Source organism: Acidobacteriota bacterium, from assembly GCA_040752675.1.
GTDB lineage: Bacteria > Acidobacteriota > Polarisedimenticolia > JBFMGF01 > JBFMGF01 > JBFMGF01.
Genome location: JBFMGF010000116.1, coordinates 1 through 15,132, shown reverse-complemented (window position 1 = coordinate 15,132; position 15,132 = coordinate 1). Strand labels below are relative to the sequence as shown.

The 15,132-nt window shown below is 46.9% G+C and carries 11 protein-coding genes; 8 read left to right on the top strand and 3 right to left on the bottom strand.

What is annotated here, in order from left to right; translation table 11 throughout:
• Positions 1–310 (top strand): hypothetical protein (locus AB1756_10395; protein MEW5807737.1); only part of this gene is annotated, 310 nt, incomplete at its 5' end.
• Between the two features lie 36 nt (positions 311–346).
• Here the strand turns inward: AB1756_10395 and AB1756_10390 are convergent.
• Genes AB1756_10390 through AB1756_10380 form a run of 3 tightly spaced genes read right to left on the bottom strand, consistent with a single transcriptional unit; the run spans position 347 to position 3,530 of the window.
• Positions 347–1,504, bottom strand: coding sequence for a tetratricopeptide repeat protein (locus tag AB1756_10390; GenBank protein ID MEW5807736.1), 1,158 nt, complete (start codon positions 1,502–1,504; stop codon positions 347–349).
• A gap of 5 nt (positions 1,505–1,509) precedes the next feature.
• Positions 1,510–2,379 (bottom strand): hypothetical protein, encoded by an 870-nt coding sequence (locus AB1756_10385; GenBank protein ID MEW5807735.1) that lies wholly within the window; start codon positions 2,377–2,379, stop codon positions 1,510–1,512.
• A complete protein-coding gene (locus AB1756_10380; GenBank protein ID MEW5807734.1) occupies positions 2,376–3,530 on the bottom strand; it encodes a tetratricopeptide repeat protein in 1,155 nt (384 codons plus the stop codon). Before AB1756_10380 ends, AB1756_10385 begins: the two co-directional genes overlap by 4 nt.
• Positions 3,531–3,787: 257 nt before the next feature.
• Between AB1756_10380 and nfi the strand changes: the two genes are divergently transcribed.
• From nfi to AB1756_10345, 7 genes are all read left to right on the top strand, one after another.
• A complete protein-coding gene (nfi, locus tag AB1756_10375) occupies positions 3,788–4,498 on the top strand; it encodes a deoxyribonuclease V (protein ID MEW5807733.1) in 711 nt (236 codons plus the stop codon).
• Positions 4,499–4,588: 90 nt separating this feature from the next.
• Positions 4,589–5,632, top strand: a complete 1,044-nt coding sequence (locus AB1756_10370; protein ID MEW5807732.1) for an AI-2E family transporter — start codon at positions 4,589–4,591, stop codon at positions 5,630–5,632.
• A gap of 35 nt (positions 5,633–5,667) precedes the next feature.
• The gene (locus tag AB1756_10365) at positions 5,668–6,984 is read left to right on the top strand and encodes a DUF2157 domain-containing protein (protein MEW5807731.1); all 1,317 of its coding nucleotides are present in this window, start codon (positions 5,668–5,670) and stop codon (positions 6,982–6,984) included.
• Positions 6,981–7,553 carry a GDYXXLXY domain-containing protein gene (locus tag AB1756_10360; protein MEW5807730.1) on the top strand — a complete coding sequence of 191 codons (573 nt, stop codon included), beginning with the start codon at positions 6,981–6,983 and terminating at the stop codon, positions 7,551–7,553. The genes AB1756_10365 and AB1756_10360 overlap by 4 nt, the downstream gene beginning before the upstream one ends.
• 147 nt (positions 7,554–7,700) lie before the next feature.
• A complete protein-coding gene (locus AB1756_10355) occupies positions 7,701–10,793 on the top strand; it encodes a hypothetical protein (GenBank protein MEW5807729.1) in 3,093 nt (1,030 codons plus the stop codon).
• A 187-nt stretch (positions 10,794–10,980) separates the two neighbouring features.
• A complete protein-coding gene (locus tag AB1756_10350) occupies positions 10,981–12,474 on the top strand; it encodes a DUF2141 domain-containing protein (GenBank protein ID MEW5807728.1) in 1,494 nt (497 codons plus the stop codon).
• Between the two features lie 111 nt (positions 12,475–12,585).
• Positions 12,586–14,739: a S9 family peptidase gene (locus AB1756_10345; protein ID MEW5807727.1), complete on the top strand. Its 2,154-nt coding sequence runs from the start codon at positions 12,586–12,588 to the stop codon at positions 14,737–14,739.
• The last annotated feature ends 393 nt before the right edge of the window (positions 14,740–15,132 follow it).

The window sequence follows — 15,132 nt, the reverse complement described above, 5'->3', positions numbered from 1 at the left end:
CGGCGAATCGCTGAAGCTACTTTTAGGGATTGGGATTCCGGTCATCGAGAAGAGACTCAAGAGTCTCCTTGACCCGTTAATTTATTTTTTGCACAGTAAGGGGATTGAAATAGCGAGTCTTCTCACTCCCGCGCATCGCTCGTCCATTCTCTCATTCAAAGTAAAAGATGGAGCCCGTTTGGCTGCCAAGCTCGCGAGGGGAAAGATCATCGTTTCCTATAGAGAAGGGATGATCCGCGTCTCCCCCCACATCTTCAACACCGACTCCGACATCACCCGCCTCATCTCCTCCCTGGCGATTAAGGATTGAAAGCCGTGAAAGAGGATAATTCCAACATTAAGGCTTTCATCGATATGCAATAGCCAGTTGCTCTTCAATGTATTTCTGCATTTCGTTGTCGTGTAAGGGGAAATTGCTTATCTTGTGAAGGAGATAGTCTAAATTCTTTTTGCAAAATTCTTTTGCACTGTCATCATTTAGTTTGTCATATATTCTCATCAGGTAATAATAATTAAAGAAAAGAATGTCATAATAATTACATTTTTCGGCTATCGTATTTGATTCTTTGCAATTGCCGATGGCTTGGTCAAATTTATTCTCAAAATAACAAGAACAGCCTAAGTTGTGATAGGTTTGAGAAAGCGCTCGCAACAAATTTTCTTCTTTTGCAGACAGTAAAGCTCTTTCTAATAATGATTTTGCTTTTTTAAATTTCTTCATTGTCATATAAGCAACGGCCATACAATTCAATGTAGTGCAAATTTCTTTCTTATATTTCCGTTTTTCATATTCTTCAAGAGCTTGTTGATAAGATAGAAGAGCATCAGTAATTTTCCCTAAGTGCTGAAGAATATTTCCTTCAAGATGTAAAGCAAAAGGGAAGAGATATAGATTCCTTCTCTGATTAAGAAGTCTTTTGCATTCAAAAATTGAAGCCAACGCTAGAGGAAAATTTTTTTGCAGTTTGCAAATAAATGCAAATTCGAAAAAAGCCCTGGCGAGATGTTGCTCATTTTTTTGTGATATTAAAATCAGCTGATCTGATGCTTCTTTTGCTAAATTGAGCTTACCTGTTTTCCGCAGAAAAACTATCGCGTGCAACAGTGCGAGATATATGTTTTTATCTTTAATGACATTAGAGCTTTTTGTCCTGAGCGTTAGGAAGGATAGTCCTGTTTTAATTTTGCTTTCATCAAGTTTGGGAAAACTATTGAAATTTATCTCATCGCAATAAAGTGCATGTTCTTCAGGGCGACTGGGATGTCCGAGTTCCAGTTTCTCGATCAATAATTTTGGACTGACATCATAAATTTTACTTAATGTCAGCAAAACAGGGATAGAAGGCAAGGTTTTGCCGGATTCGATCTTTGATAAGTATGAGATTGATATTTTTCTACCAGTGATGGCAGATAAACTTTCAACCTTCTTCAAAGAAAGATTGTGCGTTTTTCTGAGATTTTTAAGCAGGTATCCTAAATGATTTTTTGCGTTTAAGCTGAGCAAGAGAGCTACTGATTGTTCAAAACTTTTATCTTTATATAAAGGCGGGCTCGCGGAATATCTTCAGAGCTTGAGTAGGGCTCATATCTCTGCTGGGTCCATTGATCTCCTATCTTTTCACTCCAAGCAAGATAATTCTCATCATAAATCCAATCAACCCACACATGCTGATTCATAGCATGTACTGTGGGCATAGTATTGTTAGGGAATGTACTAGTTCCTATAGTTGTCTTTGAGGATACATGAGGAATAGGATCATTATCATCAATTATTTCTGCAACTATAGATTTATTGTTTGAGGAATCAATTGTTTCATATGCCACGTAACTCAAGTTTTGATATGGGGCTATGGAAGGATATTTGCTTTTTTCTAATGGATCTGAAATCTGTAGAACTAAAGACCAATTTGAAGTGTATTTTTTTATCTTATAGTAGACTTGAGGAATTAACTCGTTGCTCCACCATGCAATTTTTACCGTTCCATCTTCACTCACAACTATAAAAGGATCAAAATCATCTATATTGTCATTTGTTAGAAATTCATAATTAGACCATTCCGCGCCAGAGTAAAATGAATAGACAATTTCATATTTATTTATATCGAACCTACTCCACGCGACTTCAGGAAATCCAGTAAAAGAGTTTATTGCAAAGGATGGCCTTCCATCACCATTTAAATCTCCATTTTCATTTAATAGAGCTCTATTTGGATTATTACTAAATTTTTTCCAAAATTCATTATGTTGTGTTTCATTAAAAGTAAATATAGTGCTTGCATAATTGTCACTAGAGTCTTTTACAACAGATAATTCAGCATGCAAAGAAATGCCACACATTGCAAAAAAGGTAAATATTATTATGAATCTGAGCTTCATCATTTATCCTTTAAACCTTCTAGTTCAAGAAGGCTCTTAAATTCTTCTAATGCAGAGAACGTACCTTCAATCTTTGGCAAAAAGGATCTTAAGACTTTTTTATATTGTTCAACCGAATCTGAAGCGTTCATTTTTTCATTGATCTTCATTAAATAAAAGCAATTTGTGAAAAGGATGTTATAGTAATCGCCTTTTCTAGAAATATTGTTTGATCGAACAAAATATCTAATAGCTTCTTTTCTTTTATTTTTTAAGTAGTAACAATATCCTAAGTTGCTTAATATGATTGCTACTAATTTCTTGAAATCATATTTATAGGCCATGGCTAGGCTTTCTTCCAGAAGCTTAATAGCCGCGTCATAGCTTTTTTTCTTTGCAAGGGCTATAGCTTTATTAGAAATTGTACGGCATATTTCTAGACTGTTGTTTAATTGCACAAAGATTTTTTCTGCTTTTTCATATTCTTTTATTGCATCTTCAACTTCGTTCAATTCAGAATGGATATTTGCTTTTAAATGAAAGATATAGGCATTTAATTCTGGATTGTCTAAAATGTTTGATAAATTTTCTGCTTCTTTAATAGTTGATAATGACAAAGGAAAATGGCCTAGACTTCTAAAAATATAGGAATATTCTAAATAGGCGCGGGCGGTAATATCTTTGTTCTGATAATATTTAAGAAGGATTTCTTCTATTTTAAGTTTTGCGAGTTCCAATTTGCCCATGTTGCGGAGCATGACTGCGATGCTCAGCTCGGATTCGGCCGTCTTTTCCTTTCTTGAAAGCATGGAGAGATCCAAGGAGGCTTCAAAGAAGGAAAGAGCCTTTTTGAAATTACCATGCCGAAGCTCTTCCAACCCTTTCTGTTTGAGCTCTTCGTAGGTGATGCCGGTGAGGTCAACAGGGGCAGCATCTTCTTCAAGGTCGAGGCGTTCAATGAGGCTCTGGATTTTCACGCCGTAGATCTTGCTCAGTGTCACTAGCTTTGGAAGCGCGGGAACAAACTTCCCGGTTTCAATCTTTGATAGATAGGATGGTTTAATAGGATCTTTGAAGGAAAGTGATAACTCTTCCACTTTGGTTAGAGAAAGCCTTCGTTGTGCCCGGAGTTTTCTGAGGTAGGAGCCAAGATTGTAGTTTGTGCTCTTCTTCACTTTAGATGTCATAAAAAAGTAGAAACTGCAACAGCCTAAAAACCAAACTCCGCTGGAAGTACCAGCTTGGGGAAAATCACCCTAACATTACTTTAAGGAATCCCTTGAGTCAAGAAGAAATCTAAAAATCATTGTTATGCAAGGTATATTGCTATAAAAACAAAACCAGATGAAATTCAAATTACACTAATAAAACGATGTATAATAGCAGGAAATTTAGAAGGACTTTAGTAATACCCATCTAGAAAGAGCGAAATATGCTTGTCAGGATGTTGCATCCGTGGAAGGTAAGCCCGCAGCAAGCGCGCGCCATTCAGAACAGCCTGTCGAAGAAAGTCATTCAGAATTGGGATAATAGACATGTAAGAACAATCGCCGGGGCGGATGTTTCTTTCCCTGATTCCGATACCGTTCTTGCTGCAGTAGTCATCGTAACCTATCCCAACATGAAGGTAATTGAAACGAGGCTCAGATCAGGAAAATGTGAGTTTCCCTACATTCCGGGGCTCCTTGCGTTTCGGGAAGTGCCGGCGCTTATCTCGGTCCTCGAAGAATTGAAATCGGAGCCGGACATCCTTATGTGTGATGCGCAGGGAATCGCGCATCCAAGAGGGATGGGACTGGCAACCCACATTGGCATCCTGACAGACAAACCATCCATAGGATGCGCAAAATCCTGCCTCTACGGAAAGTATGACGAGCCTGGTGATCGCAAAGGGGATTTTTCCTATCTCACAAACAATTCAGGAGAGAGGATCGGAGCAGTCCTCAGAACTCGTGATGGGGTTCAGCCGGTATTCGTCTCCGTAGGCCACAGGATCGACCTGAACAAATCGATTGACATCGTTCTTGCTTGCTCTTTAAAATTCAGGATACCTGAGCCGCTAAGGCTGGCTCACAAACTTGCCGCCGGAGAGAAAATTGAAATGGAAGGTGAAAAAGAGAGCCCGCAACTCACTCTTTTTTAGATAACATTCAGGCGGTAGAGGCAGATAAATGCATCGAACGTGTTAAGCTTCGGAATTGTGCCGGTCGGTAGCTATTGAGACAGGAGAGGAATGCAAGCCAAAGGGACGAGGATCGGATTTCTGGTTCTGCTGGGGCTTTTGCTTGTGGCATTTGTCGCCATCATCAAGCCGTTCTTGATGCCCGGGCTTCTTGCCGTTCTGGTCGTCATCATCTGCGACCCGATCTATCAGATCCTTCTCAGATGGCTGAGGCAGAGAAGGTACATCGCTGCCCTCTGTGCCACGTTCCTTGTTCTACTTGTAGTAATCATACCTCTTGGGATAGTCGTCGGAGTCGTCATATCAAACGCGGCCAATGTCGTAATGAACATCACTACTCAGCTTGAGGGCGGGCAGATGGCACAACAGATCGATCAAGCAACGGAATGGGTCAAGAGCAAAATCAGCATTGTTGCTGGTCTTCTTCCAGCCGATTTCGATCTGCGAAGCACCGTTCTCGGCGTTTTTAAATCCATCGGAAGCGTTGTCTATCAATATTCTCCACGCGTCCTCTCGGCAACCATCGGTCTTCTGGGTGGACTCCTGTTAATGATCGTCTTCATCTTTGTCCTCTTTGCCGAGGGTGCTCGCCTGTATCAGAGCATCCTATCCTTGCTACCGCTGGATGAAGAGCACAAGAAGGTCATCGTGCGTGAGATCCGCTTCGTCATCTCCGCCACTTTCCTGAGCATGATCGCAACGTCAGTTGCTCAGGGAATACTCATCGGGATCGGTTTCTGGATAGCCGGGATCTCCAATCCTTTCATATGGGGACTGGTTGCTATTGGAGTGACATTAATCCCGGTGATCGGTGGACCTATCATGTACGTCACGGCAGCAGCAGCCCTGCTGATCGGAGGCCGCTGGGTAGCTGCCATCTTCATCTTGATCTACGGGATCGGGATTGTCTCCACTGTGGATAATATCATTAAGCCGCTTATAATGCGCGGAAAAGTGAATGTCCATCCGCTGCTTCTTGCTCTGAGCATCATGGGAGGCGGCATGTGGCTTGGTCCGATCGGCATCATCCTGGGACCGCTGGTTGTTGTTCTTCTGCTTGCCATGCTTAAGATCTATCAGCGCGAATTCTCCTGATTATCAAGTCATGCTTTGCATCATGAGGAGAAAATATGGCTAAAAAGTACATTCAATGGCTTTATGAAGAACTGCCATCCCTTGTTGACAAAGGCGTTCTCACTCCTGAGAGCGCCCAGAAGCTGCGGACACATTATGGTGTGGTCAAAGCAAGAAGTGGCTTCCAGCTCGCACTCATCATCTCCAGCGTTCTGGGAGCCCTCCTCATCGGTCTCGGGATCATCCTCCTCTTCGCCCACAACTGGGAGGATCTTTCCAGGCCGACGAGAACAGTCCTGTCTCTGGCTCCTCTGATCATCGGGCAACTCCTTGCTGGATCAACCATCTGGCGAAAGAGCGATTCCGTTGCCTGGAGGGAGGGCTCATCTACTTTCCTCATGATTGCCATCGGAGCTGCCATTGCTCTGATCTCACAGACTTACCAGATACCGGGAGATATGACAGATTTCCTGTTGACATGGATTCTCCTAGGCATCCCTCTTGTCTATCTCATGAATGCGACTGTGCCCGTCTTGATTTACTTTGTTTTGCTAACACTCTGGGCTGGCAACAGCGCCGTTTCAGGAGAAAATGTTTTGCTCTACTGGCCACTTGTTGCCCTGGTCATTCCCTATCTCAGGAAACTCCTGAAAGTTGATCGTTACGATTTGCATCCGATGCTGATTCTGTGGGGGCTTTCTCTCAGTCTTTGCTGGGCAACAGGCGTTACGCTTGGAAACGCAGCGCCGGGTCTCTGGGTCATCAACTACAGCTCTCTTTTTGCCCTGATGTATCTCATCGGAACTCGGTGGTTCGACGAGAACGCTAGAATAGTGAAGAATCCACTTCAAGCGGTAGGAACAATCGGCCTTCTCGTCATTGCCTATATCCTCAGCTATAGACCACCATGGGAAGAAATTGGTAGTTCCCATTATTGGCAGGAACTCCATCTATCCAGGTTTGAGTTTGCGGCAGATGTGATCATGACAGCCGCTTTCTTCGTCACGGTTCTTTATATGCTCATCCGGCTTCGTCTCTACCGCGGCTATAAAGGTCTGTACATGATGATCCCTGTTCCGGCCATCATCGCTTTCATCCTCAACAATCAGGGAAGTCCTATCATGATCCCAGTGATCATATTCAACCTTTATTTGATTGCCCTGGGAGTCGTCACGCTTTCTGCGGGACTGAAAGAAGAGAACCTGGAAACGGTGAATTTAGGAATGCTCATTCTGTTAGTTGTGATCGTGTCACGATTCTTCGATCTGGAATTCTCTTTTCTGACTCGCGGAATCGCTTTCATTGTCTGTGGAGCAGGTTTCCTGCTGACGAACCTTGTTCTTCTCAGGCGGAAGAAAGGGGGTGCACAGTGAGAAAGAAGCATTGGACTCTTGGTCTCTTTTGCCTTCTTGCTGTAATTCAGATTGCTGTTCCTGTTTCCATGCTCGTCCGTCGCGAAATCACGCTCCGCACAGGAAAGCAGTTTAAATTCAAGGTGACTTCCGTGGACTTTTCAGATGCCATTCCCGGACGCTATGTCGCTCTTTCTTTCAAGGGAGATCAAGTGACGTTGCCTGAAGGGATGAGAATATTCGAGGGACAGAGTGTTTACGCACTCTTTGAGAACGATGAGAATGGATTTGCCTGCTTCAAGTCAGTAAGCAGGATGCGTCCTAAAGGGGGAAATTACATCAAAGCTACTGTGAAAAAGAGCGGGTCAAAAGAAGCTACTTTATCTCTTCCCTTCGACAGGTTCTATCTCGAAGAGGAGATTGCTCCTCCGGTAAGAAAAGCTTGCTGCAAGTATAGCGAAGAAAAGAAGTGCAGTGGTTTTACAACTGTCCGTGTTAAGTCCGGACTTGCCGTCCTCGAAGAAGTATATATCGACGACCTTTCCATCAAAGACTTCATAAAGAAAAACATTGATAGATTTGAGAAGTAATTGCTATCGGAAAAATTATATTGACTTATACTATCAAAAGTTGTATATAAACAGATGCCTTCGGGTAGCCATGACCGAGTAAGTTTAATACCTTTTCTTACATTATGAACTTCAAACAATTTATATCCATGAAAGGAGGAGGGAGCCATGAAGCGAATCATCCTTACTACCCATTTCCTTAAATCCCTTATGTTCTGCAGTGCCGCTCTTATCCTGCTCTTGTTCTCTCCGCTCGCTCCAGCGCAGATCATGGGGACCTTGAGCAACTTCGACGCGCACAACGACAGCGATGACTCCATGACGAACCTAGAGCTGGACCTGCGTAATATCAACCCGGTGGACATCCTGAAATTTTACCAGGGAGCCAACGCGTGGGGAATCCCGGCCATCAAGAGGGATATCGGCGGAAGCGAGGTCACATGGGCGGATTTTCGCAATCCCATCCAGCAGGGGCAGATGTATCACTTCGGCTTGAGAATCGATCCGAATGCCCCTCATCCCTGCGGTGTCCAGGCTTACTGGACTCGCCACGTGAAAGTCATTGAGATCCCTGTTCCCTGGCAGACATGGAGAGCGGAGCCGAACACCATAGTGGATGTTATACGACTGGATGCCAATTTTGCCGAAGCCGTAATGATCAAGCGTGAATATGCCGTTGGTCCATTCAGGGTGCCGCTCGACGACCTGAACTGGGATGTTCCCCTCCCTGTTTCATGGACACCGGTGCCCACGGATCCAGTGGTCCTCAATCCTGGAGATAAAGTCGAACTGAGCATTCCAGTGGTGCCTGGCGACCAGGGGGTATTTGTCCGTTACACCGTGGCCCTTCAGAGAAATCCTGATAATGTGATAACACGATTCGTTAATGAAGCGGAAATCGAAATGGGTCTGGATCGTCAGATCCCATCAATCGTCGGGACGCTGAGCAACTTCGACGCTCACAATGATACTGGAAAGCCGGTGCATGACCTTGAGCTGGACATCCTCAACATCGCTCCTCAGGATGTCTGGGAATGGTACAAAGGTGCAAATTCCTGGGGGCTGCATCCCGCTACTAACGACCCTTACATTGCTCCGATCCCTGGTGGAACTGAGGTGAACTGGGTCGATGAATGGACTCCGATGAAATACTGCGAGACAAAACACTTCGGTTTGCGCCTCAATCCGAACACTCCAGAGCCATTTGTCCGTGCCTACTGGACACGCATCGTGAAGGTCTGGCAGCTTCCTGTCCCATGGCAGTGGTGGCAGATACAGCCAGGTAATTTCGTGCGGGACATCATCCAGCTTTCGGATACATTCGACGCATCGGTCGTTATCCTGAGAGAGTGGGCGACTTCATCGACGACGGTGCCTCTTGACCAGCTCGTCTGGGATAATCCCAGCATTATCTGGAATCCTGATCCTGGTGGGCCTGTAACTCTTGAGCCCGGCGTTCCATCCTTTTTCGATGTCTTCGTTGATTTAAATGTCAGAGCCGTCCTTATCCGTTACACGGTGACGAGGATTGGCGCTACTGAGCCGGAGACAAGATTCGTCAACGAGGCGGAGATCGATTGGATTCCAGTAGAGCCTCCGGAACCTCAGATCATCGGCAATCTCAGCAACTTTGACGCCACTAACGTCTCGGGAGGAAAGGTAAGCAATCTGGAACTCGAGATGCGACTGATCAAGCCGGAGCATATCCTGGATTGGTACAAAGGAAGCATGGCGTGGGGTCTCCATCCAACGAGCAACAAACCAATCATCCAGGGACTGCCCCAGTCAGAAGTAACATGGGCCGATTTTCGCAAACCGATCGGGTCCTGCGAGACGCGTCATTTTGGTGTAGAGCTGGCATCCGATGCGGCAGTCCCATGCGGTGTCCAGGGATACTGGACGAAACATCTGAAAGTTGTGGAGATACCCGTTCCCTGGCAGACATGGAGAGTGGACGACAGCACCGATAATACGATAATCGACAGAATTAGTCTGAGTGCTGATTTTGGTGAAGCGGTCCAGATCACGAGAGAGTATGCGCGAGGACCCTTCCGCGTTCCCCTCGATGAGTTGAACTGGGACAACCCGACCATTCCATGGCTGCCCGTGTCCGGTGACCCGGTCGTCATCCCTCCAGGCGGAGCTGTCGAGCTGCCTATCAAAGTGGAGCCGGGAGACCAGGGAGTCTTTGTTCGGTACACGGTGGCTCTGGAGAGCAATCCCGATGACCTCATCACGCGCTTCGTGAACGAAGCGGAGATAGTAATGCCCGGACCGCCCATGACCCAGCAACCTTCCATCGTGGGGACGTTGAGCAACTTCGACGCGCACAACGAGACTGGCAAGCCGGTCCATGACCTGGAACTCGACATCCTCAACATTCAGCCGGCGGACGTTCTCGACTGGTACCGCGGCATGAACGCCTGGGGAATCGATCCCGTCATCGCTTCGATTAGCGGCGGGACTGAAGTTACCTGGATCGATGACCACAACCCGATGACGCATTGCGAGACCAAACATTTTGGCCTGAGGCTGAACCCTAATACGCCGGAGCCGTTGGTGCGCGCCTTCTGGACTCGCGAGATCAAGGTAAAGCAGATTCCCGTTCCCTGGCAGTTCTGGCTCGTACCACCGGGAAGCTTCGTCAGGGATGTCGTGCAGCTCTCTGACACATTTAGTGAAGCGGTCACTATCAGACGTGATTATGCCGTGCAGGATACGCTTGTCCCGCTAGATGACCTGAACTGGGACCTCATCGCGAAGTGGATACCGGACCCTGCAGGCCCCATCACTCTTGACCCTGGCTTCCAGGCAGATCTGGATGTTGCCGTTGATGAGGACGATGCGGCTGTTCTCATTCGATACGAGGTATCTCTGACCTCTTCAGGAGCGATCATCACACGTTTCACAAACGAGGCGATGCTCGGACCGGGTATTGTTACGGGACTTAAGTTCAAGCCAAACAAGCAGGATTTCTACTGGAATCCATCGCCGCTTGCAGGCACCGTCTTTGACATCATAAAGGGAGACCTCATGACGATGAGGAATGAGAAGGGGATTTACAGCGGGTGGTGTTTCCAGAATGACTTGAGCAATCCCGAATACACGGACAGCGCGATTCCCCCTTCGGGTCAGGGGTTCTATTACGTAGTGCGATCGCAGAACGGAACAAGCTATGGAACCTACGACACGACGACTGATCCGGTGCGGCGTGAAGGTCGCGATGCCGAGATCGCTTCCGGTGGTGGCGATTGCCCGTAGTGGATCTGCTTCAATCCAGCTTTTTCAAGGCATTGTTACCGCTCCTCGATCAAGCTTCAAGCGGTGGAAAGCCATAATCGAATAAAAACCGATAGAGATGGATATCTCATTGACTTGATGGAGGTGTGCATTACAATACAAAGCAAAAATTTCTCACGGTATCGAGTTGATGAGAATCAAAGGGCCGATGAACCATCGAGAAGGTCAACGAGCTGGTTCCAGGGCAACATTCATGAAAACGATGACACTGCTCGCTCTGATGAGCTTCATTTTGAACGGACTGATCCTTTTCCCGGAATCCCATGCCTGCACCCATATATGCTTGAAACCTGGCGAAGAGATCGTCCTGGGATACAACTATGACTGGTTCTTCTACGATGCGTTCATCATAATTAATAAACGGGATGTGCAAAAAATGGCCTTGGTGACGGGTGCAGGCCGGCCTGCCCGATGGATATCAAGGTACGGAAGTGTCACCTTCAATCAGTACGGGAAGGAGTTCCCCAATGGCGGGATGAATGAGAAGGGTCTGGTCATCTGTCCGGCATGGCTGGATGATACGGAATACCCGTCTCGTGATTCGGGAGCTACCCTGAATGAATTACAGTGGATCCAGTATCAACTGGATAACCACGGTTCCGTTGATGAAGTCATCAAGAGCGATTCCGCGGTCTTCATCGTGCCGGTCTTTGCCAACCTGCGCTATTTCGTGGTGGACGCTTCCGGAAAGACAGCCATCATCGAATTCCTTAACGGCAAGATGGTCGTCCACAGTGGAGAGGCGCTCCCTCATGGAGTCGGCACAAACAGCACCTACGCGAGGTCGGTCAAGTATCTTGAAAATCCGAATCGGCTTCAGAGTGCCCCCAAATGGAGTTCGCTGAATCGGTTCAAAACAGCCGCGGAATTATTGAAAAAATACTACTTTGATGAATCCAGACCAGGTCTGAATGCTGTGGATTATGCCTTCAACGTACTGTCCGAAGTCTCGACGGGCATCACGCGCTGGACGATCGTTTTTGACCTTAAAAAGCTCAGGATATCTTACAGGACATCCGAGCAAAAACCCATCAAGGAAATCGACCTTTCTTCTTTTAACTTTGACCCGAACACCGCGGTCCAAACCATCGATATGAATAATTTCTATTCCGGGGACATCTCTGGTCGATTTCATGACTATAGCCCTGAGCTGAACAGGAACCTCATCATGAAGACCTGCAGAAAGCTGGGACTGGCCTTCACCGATGAAGAACTGGAGGCTTTGAGCCGCTACCAGTGGACTCTTGAAAGTTCCGGATCACCTGTCCAGAGCTTCGAGAAGACGGGGAAGCTCGTTGTCAGCGTTACGGGAACGAAGGATGATATAGGCGATGTTGAACTGGTTCTGTTCAATTCCAGAGAGAACTTCGAGAAGATGTGCCCTGTCCGGATGGGAGAAGTGAGCGTTCTGGATGGAATTGCCCGATGGGTTGTCTACAATCTCCCCTTTGGCGAATATGCCATCACGGCGTATCATGACGAGAATGGAAATATGAAAATTGATAGAGGCGTCTTTGGCATCCCGAAGGAGCCCCTCGGCTTCTCGAACAATGTCAGAATCTTCTTCAAGATGCCTCGGTTCGAGAAAGTGAAATTCGATCTCAATTCAAAAGAAAAGACCATTCATATCCGGCTTAAATGAACCCCTGTTGGCTTTGATCGGATCATGAGAAAGCGCGCGCCCAAAGCAATTTTGAACGGATCATACCAAAGCATATACAAAAAGGTGCACTTGAACAGATAAGGAGCTTCTATGAAGATTCGATTGAGATATACATTGGGATATGCGCTGATCATCTTGATTCTTATATCAGCGTTTTTAGGTATGGCTTCTAGCATGGAGACTCAACCTGCAGCTTCAGTAGGAATAGAAGAAAAGGCCTCTGCAACTTCAGTGGAAGCGACAGTGGGTGTAACAGAAAGGCATGCCATAACCTTTGATGATCTGTTTTCATTTGGCAGGCTGAGTGCTCCTGCGATTTCGCCGGATGGCAGAACGGTGGCTTTCACGGTGACTTACTATTCAAAGGACGAGAACAAATCGAATAGCGATATCTGGCTGGCGCCGGTGGATGGGGGTGAGGCGAGACAGCTCACCAATAGCCAGGGAGGCGATTCTTCACCGGTCTGGTCGCACGACGGGAAGAAGATTGCTTTCATCTCGGACAGGGATGGAGAATCTCAGGTTTACCTCATCTCGATCGAGGGGGGAGAAGCGAGGAAAGAGACGAGCCTCTCAACTGGAGCTTCCGGAGTCCTCTGGTCGCCTGATGGCAAACATCTCGCCTTTACTTCCAATGTCTATCCCGACTGCCCCGACGATAAGTGCAACAAGGAAAAAAATGATGCAAGGGACAAAAGCCAGGTTAAAGCCAAGATCATCGAATCGCTCTTCTTCCGGATCTGGAATCGCTGGGCGGACAGGACGAGAAGCCATCTCTTCATCGTTCCTGCAGATGGCGAAAGGGTAAGCGGAGAAGCGAAAGACCTGACACCAGGAGATTTTGACGTTCCACCGCTCGACCTTGGCGGAGCTGCTGACTATGCCTTCTCTCCGGACGGGAAAGAGATCGCTTTCGTCAAGAACACCGACCCGGTCGTCGCTCGAAGCACGAATAACGACATCTTCATCATCCCGGTCGAAGGGGGCGCGGAAAAACGGATTACGACCAACAAAGCGACGGACAACCAGCCGGTTTATTCTCCCGATGGGAGATACATCGCTTACCGCGCGATGGCAAGGCCGGGGTTCGAAGCCGATAAATATTCCCTGATGCTCTATGACAGGAAAAGCGGTGAGACAATCGATCTGACGGACGGGCAGGCCGGGACTTTCGATAGTTCCGTCGGAGATGTTGTCTGGTCGCCAGACAGCAGGATCATCTATTTCGAATGCGCTGAGAATGGTGGGCATTCGATCTTTAGGATTTCCGTTCCCGCGGGCAATATAGAAAGAATTTTTCAGCAGGGAACGAACACAAGCCTGAGAATCACTCCCGATGGAAAGAAACTTCTCTTCCTGAGACAGACTGCCGATATGCCTTCCGAAATCTTCACGATCGGGGTCGATGGAAAAGGCTTGAAAAAGATAACCAGCGTGAATGATAAACTCCTGGCGACGATAGAGATGAACAAGCTGGAGGAGTTCTGGTTCGAGGGAGCGGAGAAGGCGAAGGTGCATGCCTTTCTTCTCAAGCCGCCCGCGTTCGATGCATCAAAGAAATATCCGGCTGTCTTTTTAATCCATGGAGGCCCTCAGGGAGCCTGGAACGACGAGTTCCATTATCGATGGAACGGCCAGATGTTCGCCTCTCCGGGATATGTTGTCGTCATGATCAACCCGAGAGGAAGCACCGGCTTCGGCCAGAAGTTTTGTGACGAGATCAGCGGCGACTGGGGAGGGAAGGTCTATGAGGACATCATGAAAGGCGTTGATTTCGCTCTCGAAAACTATCCTTTCATTGATAAAGACAGAATAGCCGCGGCGGGAGCTTCCTACGGCGGTTACATGATCAACTGGATTGCGGGGCACACCGATCGCTTCAGATGCCTCATCAGTCATGACGGCATCTTCAACCTTGCAAGCATGTACGGGACGACGGAAGAGCTCTGGTTTCCCGAGTGGGAGTTCAAAGGGACTCCATGGACCAACCCGGAGCTGTACAAACATCTCTCGCCCGGAAGTCATGTGAAAAATTTCAAGACGCCGATGCTCGTCGTTCACGGAGGACTGGATTTCCGGGTCGATCAGAGTGAAGCCTTCCAGCTCTTCACGGCTCTCCAGTGGATGGGCATTCCATCAAAGCTCTTGTATTTCCCCGATGAAGGGCATTTCGTTCTGAAACCAAAGAATGCCGAGCTCTGGTGGAAGACCGTCCACGGATGGCTTGCCCGCTGGCTCCAATAGTCGGTTGATTTTTTTCTATCAAGAAAATTCTTCTATGTTATAATAAGCGGTCGAAATACGGGCAGAAAAGGAAGGCCCGGGATCATAAATTTTTGACCGCTATATTTTATGTTTATTTTCCTTTGGTCAAGAACTTAACTCCACGAAGCAGATTTTGTGTCTTTTAAGGAAGGGATAGTCTCAAAAAACTATCCTGAAACAACTTCACAGAAAGGAGGAGGTATAGCTATGAAGGAAAAGCCTTACACGAAGGTTGTTGCCCCTGTGTTCGACAGTCATAGTTTAACACAATCGAGAATCCTATTTAAAATCAGAGAGTTGGAGCAAAAGTAAAAATTCGGCGTGTTACTATGAGATTATCCCTTTACATCTATCCCGTAGATCTTCGGGGGC